The sequence below is a fragment of the Arthrobacter sp. ZGTC131 genome (assembly GCF_002929275.1).
In the GTDB taxonomy this organism is placed as follows: domain Bacteria; phylum Actinomycetota; class Actinomycetes; order Actinomycetales; family Micrococcaceae; genus Arthrobacter.
Genome location: NZ_PJIK01000007.1, coordinates 1 through 14,780, shown reverse-complemented (window position 1 = coordinate 14,780; position 14,780 = coordinate 1). Strand labels below are relative to the sequence as shown.

The 14,780-nt window shown below is 65.0% G+C and carries 19 protein-coding genes and 1 pseudogene; 16 read left to right on the top strand and 4 right to left on the bottom strand.

The window, feature by feature from the left end; translation table 11 throughout:
* The 4 genes from solA to CXQ90_RS10355 all read left to right on the top strand — a co-directional run bounded on the left by solA (position 1) and on the right by CXQ90_RS10355 (position 4,675).
* Complete coding sequence (gene solA, locus CXQ90_RS10370) at positions 1 to 1,131, top strand: N-methyl-L-tryptophan oxidase (protein WP_104138956.1); 1,131 nt, start codon at positions 1 to 3, stop codon at positions 1,129 to 1,131.
* Between the two features lie 77 nt (positions 1,132 to 1,208).
* The gene (locus CXQ90_RS10365; protein ID WP_104138955.1) at positions 1,209 to 2,462 is read left to right on the top strand and encodes an aspartate aminotransferase family protein; all 1,254 of its coding nucleotides are present in this window, start codon (positions 1,209 to 1,211) and stop codon (positions 2,460 to 2,462) included.
* A gap of 26 nt (positions 2,463 to 2,488) precedes the next feature.
* A complete protein-coding gene (locus CXQ90_RS10360; RefSeq protein WP_104138953.1) occupies positions 2,489 to 3,943 on the top strand; it encodes an NAD-dependent succinate-semialdehyde dehydrogenase in 1,455 nt (484 codons plus the stop codon).
* A 39-nt stretch (positions 3,944 to 3,982) separates the two neighbouring features.
* Positions 3,983 to 4,675 carry a GntR family transcriptional regulator gene (locus CXQ90_RS10355; protein WP_181038516.1) on the top strand — a complete coding sequence of 231 codons (693 nt, stop codon included), beginning with the start codon at positions 3,983 to 3,985 and terminating at the stop codon, positions 4,673 to 4,675.
* A gap of 66 nt (positions 4,676 to 4,741) precedes the next feature.
* Here CXQ90_RS10355 and CXQ90_RS10350 read toward each other — a convergent pair whose 3' ends face one another.
* Positions 4,742 to 5,098, bottom strand: a complete 357-nt coding sequence (locus CXQ90_RS10350) for a cupin domain-containing protein (protein WP_104138951.1) — start codon at positions 5,096 to 5,098, stop codon at positions 4,742 to 4,744.
* 172 nt (positions 5,099 to 5,270) lie between these two features.
* Between CXQ90_RS10350 and CXQ90_RS10345 the strand changes: the two genes are divergently transcribed.
* Both CXQ90_RS10345 and CXQ90_RS22885 read left to right on the top strand, forming a co-directional pair.
* On the top strand, positions 5,271 to 5,531 hold the full coding sequence (locus CXQ90_RS10345; protein WP_258064474.1) for a hypothetical protein: 261 nt from the start codon (positions 5,271 to 5,273) through the stop codon (positions 5,529 to 5,531).
* A gap of 64 nt (positions 5,532 to 5,595) precedes the next feature.
* A pseudogene (locus CXQ90_RS22885) lies at positions 5,596 to 5,779 on the top strand (hypothetical protein); the annotation flags it as partial.
* 645 nt (positions 5,780 to 6,424) lie between these two features.
* On the opposite strand, the gene CXQ90_RS10335 reads toward CXQ90_RS22885, so the two are convergent.
* Positions 6,425 to 7,039 (bottom strand): dihydrofolate reductase family protein, encoded by a 615-nt coding sequence (locus tag CXQ90_RS10335; protein ID WP_104138949.1) that lies wholly within the window; start codon positions 7,037 to 7,039, stop codon positions 6,425 to 6,427.
* 274 nt (positions 7,040 to 7,313) lie between these two features.
* On the opposite strand from CXQ90_RS10335, the gene CXQ90_RS10330 reads away from it, so the two are divergent.
* From CXQ90_RS10330 to CXQ90_RS10285, 10 genes are all read left to right on the top strand, one after another.
* Entirely contained in the window at positions 7,314 to 7,517 is a 204-nt protein-coding gene (locus tag CXQ90_RS10330; protein ID WP_104138948.1) for a hypothetical protein, read from the top strand.
* Between the two features lie 420 nt (positions 7,518 to 7,937).
* A complete protein-coding gene (locus CXQ90_RS10325; protein ID WP_104139183.1) occupies positions 7,938 to 8,372 on the top strand; it encodes an Asp23/Gls24 family envelope stress response protein in 435 nt (144 codons plus the stop codon).
* The gene (locus CXQ90_RS10320; protein WP_104138946.1) at positions 8,369 to 8,560 is read left to right on the top strand and encodes a DUF2273 domain-containing protein; all 192 of its coding nucleotides are present in this window, start codon (positions 8,369 to 8,371) and stop codon (positions 8,558 to 8,560) included. The genes CXQ90_RS10325 and CXQ90_RS10320 overlap by 4 nt, the downstream gene beginning before the upstream one ends.
* Entirely contained in the window at positions 8,557 to 8,958 is a 402-nt protein-coding gene (locus tag CXQ90_RS10315) for a hypothetical protein (RefSeq protein ID WP_104138945.1), read from the top strand. The genes CXQ90_RS10320 and CXQ90_RS10315 overlap by 4 nt, the downstream gene beginning before the upstream one ends.
* On the top strand, positions 8,955 to 9,536 hold the full coding sequence (locus CXQ90_RS10310) for a DUF6286 domain-containing protein (RefSeq protein ID WP_104138943.1): 582 nt from the start codon (positions 8,955 to 8,957) through the stop codon (positions 9,534 to 9,536). Before CXQ90_RS10315 ends, CXQ90_RS10310 begins: the two co-directional genes overlap by 4 nt.
* Positions 9,533 to 10,138, top strand: a complete 606-nt coding sequence (locus CXQ90_RS10305) for a hypothetical protein (RefSeq protein ID WP_104138941.1) — start codon at positions 9,533 to 9,535, stop codon at positions 10,136 to 10,138. Before CXQ90_RS10310 ends, CXQ90_RS10305 begins: the two co-directional genes overlap by 4 nt.
* A gap of 149 nt (positions 10,139 to 10,287) precedes the next feature.
* Entirely contained in the window at positions 10,288 to 10,560 is a 273-nt protein-coding gene (locus tag CXQ90_RS10300; protein ID WP_104138940.1) for a GlsB/YeaQ/YmgE family stress response membrane protein, read from the top strand.
* A 110-nt stretch (positions 10,561 to 10,670) separates the two neighbouring features.
* Positions 10,671 to 11,240: an RNA polymerase sigma factor gene (locus tag CXQ90_RS10295; protein ID WP_258064473.1), complete on the top strand. Its 570-nt coding sequence runs from the start codon at positions 10,671 to 10,673 to the stop codon at positions 11,238 to 11,240.
* The gene (locus CXQ90_RS10290) at positions 11,231 to 11,830 is read left to right on the top strand and encodes an Asp23/Gls24 family envelope stress response protein (protein ID WP_258064472.1); all 600 of its coding nucleotides are present in this window, start codon (positions 11,231 to 11,233) and stop codon (positions 11,828 to 11,830) included. Before CXQ90_RS10295 ends, CXQ90_RS10290 begins: the two co-directional genes overlap by 10 nt.
* The gene (locus CXQ90_RS10285) at positions 11,827 to 13,185 is read left to right on the top strand and encodes a CHAD domain-containing protein (RefSeq protein WP_104138937.1); all 1,359 of its coding nucleotides are present in this window, start codon (positions 11,827 to 11,829) and stop codon (positions 13,183 to 13,185) included. The genes CXQ90_RS10290 and CXQ90_RS10285 overlap by 4 nt, the downstream gene beginning before the upstream one ends.
* Positions 13,186 to 13,733: 548 nt before the next feature.
* Here CXQ90_RS10285 and CXQ90_RS10280 read toward each other — a convergent pair.
* Positions 13,734 to 14,024, bottom strand: coding sequence for a hypothetical protein (locus CXQ90_RS10280; RefSeq protein WP_104138935.1), 291 nt, complete (start codon positions 14,022 to 14,024; stop codon positions 13,734 to 13,736).
* 443 nt (positions 14,025 to 14,467) lie between these two features.
* Positions 14,468 to 14,650 (bottom strand): hypothetical protein, encoded by a 183-nt coding sequence (locus CXQ90_RS10270; protein WP_258064471.1) that lies wholly within the window; start codon positions 14,648 to 14,650, stop codon positions 14,468 to 14,470.
* Between the last annotated feature and the right edge of the window lie 130 nt (positions 14,651 to 14,780).

Genomic DNA, 14,780 nt, shown 5'->3' with positions numbered 1-14,780 from the left:
ATGGACGGACAACTCGCCGTCATCGGCCTCGGCAGCGTCGGCAGCATGGCGCTGTGGCAGGCCTCGCGACTGACCGACTCCGTCGTCGGATTCGAGGCGCAGGCACCCGCGCACGGGCGAAGCGCGGTAGGTGGCGATACGCGCCTGTTCCGTATGATCTACCGCGGCCGGCCTGACTACTACCCCATCCTGGAACGCTCCCGCGAACTTTGGGCCGAACTCGAGGCAGAAACCGGACAGGACATCCTCACCCGCTGCGGCGGACTGTCCATCGGCACCGCCGATGGGTCCTACCTCCGCAGCCTCCTCGAAACCACCAGAACCAATGGGGCAACCCACCAGATCCTTACCCGTGCGGAGATGGCCGAACGCTACCCGCAGCACAACCTCCGGCCGGACGACATCGCCGTCTTCGACCCCCACGCCGGGGCACTGCGCACCGACCGCGCAGTCACCGCCGCTGTCGCCGCCGCCCAAGCCAACGGCGCAACAGTCCACACCAACGCCCCCATCAGCAGCATCCAGGAAACCAGCGACGGCGTTGTGCTCACCTACGGTGATAACTCTTGGACCTTCGAACGAGTCATCGTCGCTTCGGGCGCCTGGTCCAAACACCTGATGCCCCACTACCTCGGGGCCCACACGGAAACCCGCCGGATCTTCCTGAGCTGGTTCGTGGCCCGCGACGCAACCCAATTCACCCCCGACAGGTTCCCCGTTTTCAGCCGTCTCCATGACGACCGCTCCATGTACGGCGCGCCAAGCGTGGACGGCGTCACCGTCAAAGCCACCCTCGACGGCCGCGGCGCACCTACCCCGGCAGCTGACTCAGTTCCGAGAGACCTCACCGACGCCGAGATCGCCGAAACCACCGAAACCGTCTCGGAGTTCTTCCCTGGCCTGATCCCCACCATTGTCCGCTCAGACGCCTTCCCCGACCTCTACACCCGGGACCGGAACCCGCTGCTGGGCTGGCTCAGCGAATCAAGCAGGATCTACTCGGCCACTGGCTTCTCCGGGGCCGGGTTCAAGATGGCCTCCGGCTACGGCGAGATCGCTGCCAGTGAAGCGCTGGGCAAGCGCTCGTTCGAGAGGTTGGATTTCGTCCGTCCCCAGAGGTTTTCGAACTAACGCTTGCCCTCGCTACACAGAGGCACCGCGAATCGCGTATTGTTGACAATCTACATTTACTAGGAAAGTATGAAGCCATGGCAACACTCAGCCCTATCCTGAAGCAGGCGACTCCCGTGGTGGTCGACTACGCGTCCGGCAGTTGGATCCACGCCACAGACGGCAAGAAGTACCTCGATTTCACCACCGGGATCGGTGTCACCAGCACCGGACACTGCCATCCCGACGTCGTAGCCGCAGCCCGCGAACAGGTGGGCAAGATCGTTCACGCCCAGTACACAACAGTGATGCACAAGCCACTGCTGGAGCTCACGGAGCTCCTGGGCGGCGTCCTGCCCCAGGGCCTGGACAGCGTCTTCTACGCCACGTCCGGCTCGGAAGCCGTGGAGGCATCCGTCCGCCTGGCCAGGATGGCCACCGGCCGGCCCAACATCATCTCCTTCCAAGGCGGATTCCACGGAAGGACTGTTGGGGCAGCCTCCTTAACCACCGCCGGAACAAAATTCCGGTCAGGATTCTCACCCCTGATGGGCGGAGTCCACGTTGCCCCCTTCCCGCACTGGTACCGGTACGGCTGGGACGAAGCCACCGCCGTCGAATTTGCCCTGAAGGAACTCGACCACCTCCTGCTCACCATCAGCAGCCCGAGTGACACGGCCGCATTCATCATCGAACCCGTCCTGGGCGACGGCGGCTACATCCCCACGCCCATCGCCTTCCTCCAAGGCCTCCGGGAACGCGCCGACCGCCATGGCATCGTGCTCATCCTCGATGAAGTCCAGGCGGGCGTGGGCCGTACGGGCAAGTTTTGGGGCCACGACTGGGCCGGCATCCTTCCCGACGTCGTCATCACCGCCAAGGGCCTCGCCAGCGGCTTCCCCATCTCAGCAATTGCCGCCTCCGCGGATCTGATGGGCAAGGCCTGGCCCGGCTCCCAAGGCGGAACCTACGGCGGCAACGCAGTCGCAGCAGCAGCCGGTGTCGCCACCCTCGGCGTCATCCAACGCGAGAACCTGGTGGAAAACGCCCTGCTCCGCGGCGATGAACTGCGGGCAGGACTGGACAAACTGCAAACCGAGTTCACGGGAATCGGCAATGTCCGCGGCCGCGGCCTGATGCAGGGCGTCGAATTCACCGTCGGGAACAACACCCCGGACCCCACCACCGCACTCGCGGTCCAACAGGCCGCCATCAAGGAAGAGCTCCTGCTCCTCACCTGCGGTCCGCACGGCAACATCATCCGCCTCATCCCCGCCCTGAACGTCAGCAGCGAGGAAATCCAGGCAGGCCTGTCCAGATTCACCCAGGCACTCAAAACGGCCACCTCCTAATGCCCCCGATCACTGAAAGAGCGAACATGACCCCCTCCCTTGATCCCGCCAGCATTCCAACAGATCTGTTCATTGACGGAATGTGGCAGAAGGCTGCCAACGGTGCCACGTTCACCGTTGAGAACCCCGCCACAAATGAAGTCATTGCCCACGTTGCCGACGGCAGTCCCGAAGACGCCGCCCTCGCCATCCAGGCAGCGGGTCGCGCGCAGGCGGAGTGGAGCAAATCCACACCCCGTCAGCGGGCCGACATCCTGCGGCGTGCCTTCGATCTCGTCATTGCCAATACTGACCGGCTTGCCGCGATCATGACCGCGGAGATGGGCAAGCCCCTGGCAGAAGCAAGAGGCGAAGTGGCATACGGCGCTGAAATGCTCCGCTGGTTCTCGGAAGAGGCCGTAAGGATCGGCGGCGACAGCACCACGTCCGTGGACGGAAATACGCGCATCCTCATCACCAAGGAACCAGTCGGACCATCCGTGCTGGTGACTCCCTGGAACTTCCCACTCGCCATGGGAGCCCGGAAAATCGCTCCTGCAGTGGCCGCAGGTTGCACCATGGTGTTCAAGCCAGCGGAGCTGACGCCCTTGACCTCCTTGGCATTGGTTGCCATCTTCAAAGAAGCAGGACTGCCCGACGGCGTGCTGAACGTTGTGACGACGTCGAGCGCTTCCAGCGTGGTGCGGACCTGGACGGACAGCGGAATTGCTCGCAAGATCAGCTTCACCGGCTCCACCGAGGTGGGCAAGATTCTTCTCCGGCAAGCCGCGGACAACGTGATGCGGTCCTCCATGGAGCTCGGCGGGAACGCGCCGTTCATCGTGCTCGCTGATGCAGATATCGAGAAGGCCGTGGACGGAGCCATGAAGGCAAAGATGCGGAACATGGGCGAGGCCTGCACCGCCGCCAACCGCTTCTTCGTCCACCGCTCTGTAGCGGAGGAATTTGGCGAGAAGTTCTCTAAAAAGATGTCAGAATTGCAGGTCGGCAATGGCGCTTTGGCTGGCACCGACGTGGGGCCTCTCATCGAGCAGAAGGGCCTGGAAAAGGTCGAAAGCCTCGTTGCTGACGCGGTCAGCAAGGGCGCACGCATCCTGACCGGAGGCACCCGGCCGGAAGGTCCCGGCTACTTCTACTCCCCCACGGTCCTGGTGGATGTGGCGCGGGATTCCGAGCTGATGTCCACGGAGATCTTCGGCCCGGTAGCAGCCATCACGGCGTTCGACAGCGAGGACGAGGTCTTGCAGATGGCCAACGACACCCCGTGGGGCCTTGTGGGCTATGTGTTCACGGAGAGCATGGAGAAGGCGTTGCGGTTCTCTGCGGAACTGGAAGTGGGAATGGTCGGTCTCAATACCGGACTGGTTTCCAACCCGGCGGCGCCGTTTGGCGGCGTCAAGCAGTCCGGGCTGGGACGCGAAGGCGGAAAAATCGGAATTGAAGAATTCCTGGAGTACAAGTACACCGCAATAGCGGTCTAATAGATTCAACTTGCCAACGCATGAAATGAGGGGATGTCAATGGCGGCACCGGAGGGAATGTTCGTATTGGAGGGCCGGCCCACGGCGCAGCTGATCGCTGACCAATTGCGTGAGCTCATCGTCCAGGGAGTTTTCATCCCTGGACAGCAGGTCAACGAATCTGCACTTGCCAGCCAGCTCAATACCTCAAGGGGGCCGCTCCGCGAAGCGCTGCAGCGGCTGTGCCAGGAGGGCATCCTGGTGAGTAAGCGCAACCGCGGCGTATTTGTGCTGGAGCTTTCCACGGAAGACGTCCGGGAGATCTACGCCGTACGCGAGGCAGTGGAACTGGCTGCCGCCAACTCCCTCCTGGACTCTGGACCCGAGCAGGTCACAGATACCTGCCGGGAGCTCAAAGGAATCATCAGAAACATGGCCAAGCAGGTTGCGGTCTCGGACTGGCAAGCCATTGCACGTCTCGATATGCAATTCCACACTGCCTTTGTTTCCGGTACCGGGAACACCCGCCTGATCCGCATCTATGAAACGCTGGCCGCGGAATCCAGGATGTGTATCCTCAGCCTGGAAGTCGCATATCCCCGCATCGATGTGCTGGTGCAGGAACACCAGACCATCCTGGATCTGCTCGAGGCACGGGATCGGAGTGGACTCCAGCAGGCCATCAAGCGTCATATGCAGAAGGCAGTGGAGGATCTGACTTCCAGTCCGGAAGCAACCGGAATTACCGCTTAGGAGTTAACATCTCCACACAAGGGAGGGGCCCAGTTCCACTTGGAACTGGGCCCCTCCCTTGTGTTGCTAGTTCTTGGGAAGGTCCGTCACAACCCACATTTTGCGCAGGGTCTGGTGAATGGTCCAGGTGCCCGTCCATCCTGCCGGCGTGACGAACAACGAGCCGGGACCAATCTCAAAGCTGCTTCCGTCTTCTTCGGTGATGGTGGCCGTGCCACTCAGGATCTGGCAGATCTCGTCGTAGCCAGGGCGGGTGCTCGTGAACGTACCCGGCGTGACCTCCCAGATGCCCGTTTTATGGCCGTCCCGGGCCCAGAGACGCAGCGAGACCTCGGTCTGCCCGGGCGTACTCGTGGTTGCTTTAGGAATGTGTTCTCCGGGGTTTACGGTGGTGGCATCGCTCATGACAGTGGCCTTGACCATTGATACTCCTTCTGGGGCTGCGCCCTGATGTTGTGCCCGCCGTCATTGGAAGAGCACAAAGTCAATCCTAGCAATTGTCAACAATCGACGATAGGCTTTGAGGGGTAAATAATTCACCAGACGATCGATCCGCCACCGACGCCGGCCATCGTCACCAAGGAGAACGCTCCACATGAAACTTGTCTGGAAAAGCAGCGTGGAAAGCACCTCTGCCGTGTCCCACAGCGCAGCAAGCGGGCGGGTGTCCCTTTGGAATTCTTTGGAACGCGGAGATGAAGTCTCCCTGAGCCAGCGCGGGTTTGAGTACTACAGGGGCACGGTGGACGATCGAACTGCAGATGGACGAACCATCTGGGTGATAGACCGCATTGGGGATCGGCGGCTCTTCCACATCGATGATGATTACGATCTCCTCGTCGCAGTCCAGAGCTGACGGCGTCCCAAAGCTCTGGTCCGGGCAGGCAAGCCACGAGGGGGCGGCGCCTGCGGCGCCTGCGGTGCGTCCCGCCGTCGGTGAACTGTCCCGCAGCGACCGGCGCCGGCCGGAATGGGTTGCCAAAAATACCCGTGCTGCATATCGGCAATCACTCCATTGAGAGGACGCTGCGGCGGAGTTATGACGATCTTGGCGCCCTCCGTATTGAGGATCCGACCCACCCCGAGAAGGTTGTGGTGGCGTCTGCCGGTTCCGCTCCCAGCACACGCCAGAGAGAGATTCCGGCGAGTACGGCCGCAATGGCGGCGGCCGCGACCAACCACGGTTTCCCTGTCAGGCGTCCGCGCGGGGCTTCACCAGTTACCGGCGCTTCTACCTCGGGAATGATCCGCGCTATGCGCTCGTGCAGCCGCGGCGTCACAGTTGCCACTCCCCCGGCCAGTTCGTCGGCAATGGCCCTCAACGTGACGGCGAGCTCACCAATGCCATCAATGACTTGACAGTCACGGACCGGGAGCAGGTAGCAGTCGATGTCGTAAGAGCCGTTGCTGAGGCACTACGCGCGGACGGTTCATTCTGTAACCTTCCGAAGTCATCTGCACCGAATGGCCGACCCCGTCTGCAATGAAGGACGACCCTGGTCATTCGAGGAACCCAGGGAAACCAGGGCCAAGCAAAAAGGGGTCGGAAGACCGACGCCCCAGAGCCAGTCTGCTGAATGGTAGCGCGCGATCAGGGGACTTGGGGCTCGGTTTGCCCCCAGATTATGGTCTGCTGGTTCTGCCAAATGCATGCTGATCGTCCCACCGGTTCGAGGACGGGCGGTAGACGCCTTTGCTATGCGCGTTAGCATGCAACAGGCCGCGGCTTAGCCGATGCCGAGGGCGCCGCTATCCCTGGCTGATGTCGATGCCGCTGATCGGCGCGCCCGCGCGCTCGTATACGAGCGAGATCGCGCCTTTCGGGAACGCCTTCGGCGGCTGCGCGAATCGGAATGCCGCCGGCACGCCGGTGCCGTCGGCGAACAGCCGCTTGCCCGATCCGAAGGTGAGCGGGTAGAGGAAGAGGTTCAGCCGGTCGACGAGGTCGGCCTCGAGCAGCGACCGTGCGAGGTGGCCGCTGCCGATGACGTGGATGTCGTCGAACCGGTCCTTCAGCGCGGCCACCTCCGCGACATCCGACAGCGCTGTGGTGCCGTCCCATGCCGGGTCGGTCAGGGAGCGCGACACGACGAACTTCGGCAGGGCGTTGAACGTCACCGCGATCGGGTCGTCGTCGCCCCGGGTGGGCCAGAACGCCGCGAAGATGTCGTAGGTTTTGCGTCCGAGCAGCAGTGCGTCCATGCGGTTGATGCCGGCGACGATCGCCTCGCCGGTCTCGTCGTCGGAATACGCCGCCTGCCAGCCGCCGAACTCGAAGCCGCCCTCACGGTCCTCGTCGGGGCCGCCCGGCGCCTGGTACACGCCGTCGAGGGTGATGAACAGGTCGACGGAGAGGATTCCCATGGTGTGCTCCTTCGCGTGAATGGCGACCAGATGCCGCCTCTACCCGTGCGTCGATCGGGATGGCCCGGAATCGACATCACTGCGTGCCACACTAGCGACGAGCGCACGGCAGGTCGAGAGATGGACGCGGGCGGAGACGCTGAGCGGTCGGAAGCGCCGCGGCACGGAAGCCGAACCGTGGTCGTGGCTATGCCAACAGAAAGGGGGACAAGCCCTCTGGTCACCACCGCTACACTGAACCAAGAAAGACAAAGCATGAAAGCATGGCGGGCTAATGATCGAAAAGCTGCACCTCACTCCGGAAGACGCGTTCCCGGAAGATCTGGGCAAGGTCCAGGACCACGAACTACAGGTACTGGACAGTCAGGTCCAACGCCAGCTCGACCACGAAGTCGTGGTTGACGGCGAACCCGACCCTGAAACAGAATTCCGCCACTACGAACTGGACGAAGAATTCAACGACCGCGACAAGCGCTGACGGCACCGACTCCCGGCAAAGGCATTCACAGGCAAACCGCCAAGTGGGTGAACCACCCAGGCTGAGGGCGGGGGCTTCTACCGCACACCGTCTTGCTGGGGCCTGAATTGGGTAAGACCGACAGTCCCGGATGTTCTCGGGGGCACCGGGACTCGCCCAGAGCGCAGCACCGCACCGGCTTCCTCCCCGGTTCAACGGCCGGCTCGACGGTGACGGCCGGAACACTAACGTTCCTGTGATGCACATCACAAGAGCTGCGCAGTGAGGTTAGGCGCCGGAGTGCGTCTTAAAGGTATGGGCATCAGCACCTGATGCCGGCAGATCTTAGGAGTGATTGTTTTGACGACTCAGCCTCAGGGAGCCCCGGCCCCTTCCCCGTTCAGTGACCCGGACGTACCCGAACGTCCGGCCGGCTCCCGGGTGGCCGGTCCCGGATCAGGCTCTGCCCGCCGCGGGGGGCGCGGGACGACCACTATTGTTGACGGCGTGATCGCGAAGCTGGCGGGAATGGCGATTGCGGACATTCCGGGCGTCTATGCCCTGGGCGGAGGCGCTGCCCGTGCGCTGGGTTCGATCCGGGAAGCCGTGGGCCAAAAAGACCTGACCCAGGGGGTCAGCGTCGAAGTCGGCCAGACCCAGGTCGCTGCGGACCTGATCATTGTCGCCGAATACCCCCACCCCCTTCAGGACGTCGCAGAGGCCGCCCGGGACGCCGTGTACCGGGCGGTCGAGGACCTCGCGGGCATGGAAGTTACCGAAGTCAACGTCACCATCGCCGATATCCACATCCCGGCCGTCGACGATGACCGGGACGAGGGTGCCGCGCCGCCCCAGAGGGAAGGCCGCGTGTCATGAGCGCGACAGTCAGTGGCATGGCACTCGGGGCGACCCTGGCGATTTCGGGGCTGGTCTTCGGTTTCTGGGGCTTCCTGTTCGTCGCCCTCTTCGTGGCCGTCGGCGCCGTCCTGGGCCGGGCCGCGGAAGGCCGCCTGGACGTCGGCGGCGTCATGAACGCCCTGCGCGGAAAGAGTTCGCCCTCATGAACGCGGCCCCGGCCGCCTCCCGGGCGCCGCAGCCTGCCGCCGACGCTGCGGCCGGCCGGGCCGGTCACACCAGAATCACTGCCCGGGCCCTGACCCGTGTCATCGAAGCGATCACCGCCGAGGCCTTCGGGATTACCCCCGAATCGGTCACGGTGGACATCCATGACGTGCGCGGGCGCCTTGGCCTCACCATCCGGGCGCCCCTGCCCGCACCGGACCTGCTGCAGGCTGCGCCCCCGGGCTCCGGGACGGACCAGGCCGAAAGTGTTTATGCGCGCGCGTCCGGTGCGCGGGCCATGATCATCCGGCGCGCAGCGCTGGTGGCCGGAGCAGAGGTGGCACGGGTGGACATCCTGATCACAGCCGCCCACCAGGGCCAGGAGGCCAGGGTCCGGTGAGCGCCAACGAGCCCGTGGCCAGGATAGCCCGGCGGGAACTGCACCCATCCCGGGCGCTGGCGTCGGTCCTGGCCGCCTCCGCCCTGATCATCGCCTTCCTCTGGGCCGCGGCCGAAACCGTCCTGGCAGCCCTCGGCCGGCGCCCGCTGCTGGCCTCGCCCCGGCAGATCGCCCACTGGGCCGCAGCCGTGCCGGCCGGCACCACACCGGCGGTGCTGATCGCGGCCGGCGCGGCGCTGGCCGTGACCGGGCTGGTGCTGATCCTGCTGGGCGTCCTTCCGGGCAGCAGGGCCCGGCACCGTCTGTCCGGCGAGCGTGCCGCGGTGGTCGTTGATGACGACGTCATCGCCGCCGCCCTGTCCCGCACCGCCCACCAGCGGGCCCGCACCGCCCCGGAGCAGGTCACCGCCACCGTAGGACGACGCAGGATCGACCTCGTGATCCGGCCCACCTCCGGGGTGCCCGTGGATGAGGCCGGCATCCGGGAGGCCGTCGATGCCGAACTGGCACGCTACGGCCTGGACCCGCCGCCCCGGCTCTTTCTCCGAAGCCGTGGCCAGGGAGCAGTGGGAGTATGAACAGCACCCCCCGCGCACTGAACCGGTTCCTGCTGGCCCTGCTGGGCATTGTGCTCTTCGCGGCCGGCGCCCTGACCGCCTGGGCCGGCGCCTCACCGGCCGTGGCCCGGCAATGGACCCGCGCCGGACAGGACACCCTGGACCGGATCACCGGGCAGCTGAGGGCCGCCCCCGTTCCCGGAACGGGGAGCAGTTGGTGGACGGCCGCTGCCTTCCTGCTCCTGCTCCTGCTGGTCGGTTTGCTGGTGGCCTGGATCGCCACCCAGGGCGGCGGGCGCACCGGCAGCCTCGGAGCCCACGAGGACGCCGGCCGGGGCACCACCACCGTGGATGTCTCCTTCGCGGCCCAGTCCATCAGGGACGCCACCGCACAAAACCGGCAGCTTCGCTCCACCACCGTCTCGGCCTGGAAAATCCGGGGTGCCCACGCGCTCAGGATCAGTGTCCAGGCCCGAAAAGGCGCCTCCCCGGCCGACATCAGCTCCGCCCTCGAAGAGGTCATCAGCGGGCTCGACGCCGTGCTGGGCGAACAAATCCCCGTCCTGGTCCGCATCGCTGCGGGCCCCCGGACCCGCTTCGCCCACCGCGAACGGGTCCGTTAGTCGGGGAAAACATCGAAACACTCAGCGACCAAACACCAGGAAGGCTCAGCAACGAATCGACGCAGATTTCCGACGGCGGCGCACGGCGCACCAGGCCCGGGCCGCTGCCGCATATTCCATCAAATTAGTGACTCTTTAGGGAGCATCCCGTGGGTATCCTGGGGTTCATCGTCCTTGGACTGATCGTCGGGGCCATCGTCAAGGCCGCCCTGCCCGGCAGGGTCGGCGGAGGCTGGCCCACAAATCTGGTCCTGGGCGTCGTCGGAGCGATCCTGGGCGGCTTGCTCGGCTCGGCATTGCTCGGCGTCGGCCTGGGCACGTTCTTTGATACGCGGACCTGGCTGCTGGCCATCGTCGGCGGATTCATCGTCACCCTCGTGTACGGCGCGGTGAAGGGCCGCAGGCGCAAAACGCGCCGCTGACCCGACGTGGCAAACATCGGCACAGGAACATCCGGGCAGGTGCGGGCCGCCGGTTACGGGCATCCCCCATCGAGGGCCGTCCCGTTCCGCCGGCGCGGTAGCGTGTGGCCATGATGAACCCTGCCGGTGAGGGGCACGGGCTGTGGCTCGCGGACGATGGGCTCCTGGCCGAGCGCGCCGCCGACGGGGATGTGGCAGCCTTCGAGGTCCTGGCCACCCGGCACGGCCCGGTCATGCGTGCCTACGCCCGGCGGCTCACCGGATCCACCGCCGACGCCGACGACGTGGTCCAGGAATCCCTGCTGCACGCCTGGCAACAGCTGGACACCCTCCGGGACAAAGGCGCGGTCCGGGCCTGGCTGATGCGGATCACCGGCCGCCGCGGCATCGACTGCCTCCGGCGCAGAAAACACTACCCCTTCAGCTCAGCACAGATGGAGACATATGATCCCGCGACCGGACCCGAAGAGGCAGCCGTGCTGAACGCCGGCATGTCCGCCCTGTCCATGGCCCTGGCTATCCTGCCCGAAGACCAGCGGAAGTGCTGGGCACTGAAGGAGATCGGCGGCATGTCGTACGAGGAGATTGCCTACGAACTCGGGACCACCCCGACCAGCGTCAGAGGAAAACTCTCCCGCGCCAGGGCAACGCTGCTCAAGACCATGAGGCCATGGCAATGATCGCCCCGACAGACGACCCGGGCTGCGGACGCAGCCTCGAAGAACTCAACGGCTACCTCGAGACCGGCCATTCACCGGACCAGCCCCACATTTCCACCTGCCCCGAATGCCAGGCCGCCCTCGCCGCCCTGACGCAGCTGCGCCGGCTCACGGGGGAGCTCCTGGAACACGACATCCGGATGGCCACGCAACCGGAAGAACCCTGGCTCCGGGAGATCCTGACCAACCTGCGCCTGGAAACCCGGGCCGGGAGGGCCATCCCGATCGCCCCGGAACACCCCGGCGACAGCCTCTGGGAGACCGAAGGATCGGTCATCGCCCTGATCCGGAACATCGGGGATACCATCGAGGGCGCCACCATCGGCAAGTGCCGCCTGCACGGGGACGTCACCGTGCCAGGAACCCCGGTTGATCTGGACATCCGCGTCTCCGCCTTCTACGGCTACGCCCTCCACACCATGGCGGACACACTGCGCACCGAACTGGAAACGGCACTGGCCACCCACACCGAACTGACCATCCGCACCATCAACATCACCGTCTCCGACCTGCGGATGATGCCCGGCCGACCGGAAAGGACCGGCACATGAGCACCGCCGAACGCCTGCACCGGCTGATCCTGGACATCCCGGGGGTCACCGCGCTCTACCCGCCGGACCCTCCCTGGCAACAAGCCGCCACAGGCATCACCAACACCCTGGCCGGAACCGGCCAGACCCCGGACCCCTCCGTCGCGGTCCGCACAGACGGTGGAACCACCCGCATCCACGCCCGGGTCGGGGTGGACAACTCCCACCCGGCGCCGGAGACCGCACGACGGGTCGCCGCCGCCATCCGGCATTACCTCGCCCGCACAGCCACGGCCCCGCGCCCCGTCGAGGTCACTGTCCGGATCAGCCTGATCAGTTCCGGGGAGATCGAACTCATCAAAGGCTCCCGGGACCTGCTCAATGCCGGGCAGGACCGGCTCGCCAGCGCCGGCGTGCGGGCCTCTGCCCACCATTCCAAGCTGGCACGGGCCCTGGGCCGGGACCCGAATGCATCCCCCGAGACGGTGTCGGCGCCCAGGGACAAGGGGCCCGCTGCCGATGTTCTGCTCGCCTACCTTCGGGAACAGTTGAAGGAGCTCAAGGACCAGGACCCCGGCGTGCGGCAGGACGCCCATGATGCAGTCCACAAGATGCGCGTTGCCACCAGACGCCTGCGCTCGGTGCTGGCGACATACCGGAAACTGCTGGAGGATGCGGATTCGGTGAACTCACTGCGGGATGAACTGAGGTGGCTGGCCGGCGTCCTCGGCGAAGCCCGCGACGCGGAGGTCATGCTGGCACGCCTCAAGGACATGATCGCCGCGGAACCGGGAGAGCTTGTCATGGGACCGGTCATCCGCAGGATCGATCTTGAACTCGGAGCCGACTACCAAAAGGCGCATGCCACGGTCCTGGAGGCACTGGACGGGCAGCGCTACTTCCGCCTGCTCGACACCCTAGAGTCCATGCTCGCCGCCCCGACCCTGACGCCGCTGGCGTCCAAGCCCGCGCGCAAGGTGATGCCCAAGCTGGTCAAACGGGCCGTCAAGCGGCTGCGGACGGCGGTCCGGGAAGCCAAGAGGCATCCTGTCGGCACCGGCGACCATCCGGCCCTGCACGAAGCACGCAAAGACGGCAAACGCCTGCGGTACGCCGCCGAAGCAGCAGCACCGATCAGCCGCAAGAAGGCCGCCCGTCTGGCCGATGCCGCCCACGGTGTCCAAAAGGTGCTGGGCGACCACCAGGACAGCATCGTCACCCGCGACCTGCTGCGCCGGCTCAGCGCCGAGGCCGTCGTTCAGGGCGAAAACGGATTCAGCTACGGCCGACTGCACGCGCTGGAACAATCCGTCGCCTTGGACGCCGAGGCCCGGTTCCACCGGCAATGGAAGAAATTCCCGTCCGCTTCCCTTTAGATGTGGCCACGCCGGCGTCGGCGCTGATATTTCACCGCGCGGCGCGAAAGGCTTCGACGAACAGCTGCGTGTGTTCTTCGATGTACTGCTCCACCGGCATGAAACTCTGCCGGGGTTTAGGCTGATCCTCCGGACAGTCCGGTGGCATCCAGAAGGGCGGGACCTCACCGCCTCAGAACGCGATTCCCTCGAAATCTGCGCCGTCGTCCCGCCCATTCCCAGGCAGCCATGAACCAGTAGAACGGCACAACTACAGACGCCTGGACAAGGGAGGAGCCTCTGCCGCAACTCAACTGCGGCAGGCTCCGAGAAACGCTCAAGATTCGGTCGACTATGCGACTTCCGCCAGCTCGGGTTTGCGTGGCGATGGCTCTCGCGCCGACATAGCCCAGACAGCTGCCATGGCCAATGCCGCTGCTACAAGGAACACTAAAAAGCATGAAGATGTTCGCTGCTGGCCAGCCCCCTGCGAGAAGGACGCCAACGGAGATCGGGGAAACTATGGAGACCAGGCGACCTATGCCGATCATCCAGCCGATGCCTGTGCCTCATACGGACGCGGGGAAGAGCATCGGAGTAGTTGCATAGAATCCGCAGACGTTGACGCCGGTGACCACGCCCAGAAGTATCCCGATCAGGATGGCGGTTGATGCCTGGTGGAAGACCAGGCCAAACCCTAGAAACACCACAACAGAGGCGAGGAGCGATCCGATCAGCAACTGTCGGCTCTTCAGGAAGATGGCAAGTCCCGCGAAGACTATGCCGCCTGAGATACCCCCAAGGTTTATGACCAGGCCCATGGTTACGCCCAAGGAGTCGCTCCCGGATGCCGTGGCCATCAGTTTGGGTGTCCATGTAGTGGCGAAGTAATAGGCGTGATTAGGTCAAGCTAGATCTTGCACGTACCGCTCAATGGGCCGCAGCTGGCTTTGCGGGGATGGCATCACCTGGGGACCGCGCGGTGCCGCCTGCTGAAGCCGTTGAAGTCAATCCTTTGAAGGAGCCGCGATGGCTGGTTGGAATGCTGACACTGCCGCCGGGCCATTGGGGCCGGGGACGGTTACCTTGGTGGAGGGGTCTTCCTTTTGCATCTCCTCGGCGAACGGCGGAACCGGCGCGCCGGGGTCTTGGGCGGGTCCCGCCTGGGTTGAAAGCCGGCGCCCCTCAATTGGCGAAGCTCCACTATGTCCTTGAGGTCTTCCTAGCCTCCTCAAGAAGTGGCCGGCCTCTTGTGCGGGGGCTCCTCGGTGGATCAGGCGGGCGGTGAGCCTACCCTTAGGTGCTAGGCCAGGATCCGGTATCCCGTCGGCTTATCGAAGAGCCGTCGCCTGTCGTTTCCGGCTGCAGCAATCCAGAGCACCGAGTCGTCTGCTGAGGCCTGGTCCACAACGCCCGTCAGAATGTATTCGTCCCAAAGCCAGACCTCAACGGTGTGGCCTGTGAGCTTTGCCCAGTCGGTGCGCAATCCACGTCCGCTGCCAGCCTTTCCTAACTGATTGCCCAACGTAGTCGTGCCTCCTACCAGCCGCGCTCGGCGAGGCGGTGGGGCTGCGGAATCTCGTCCACGTTGATGCCCACCATGGCTTCGCCCAGGC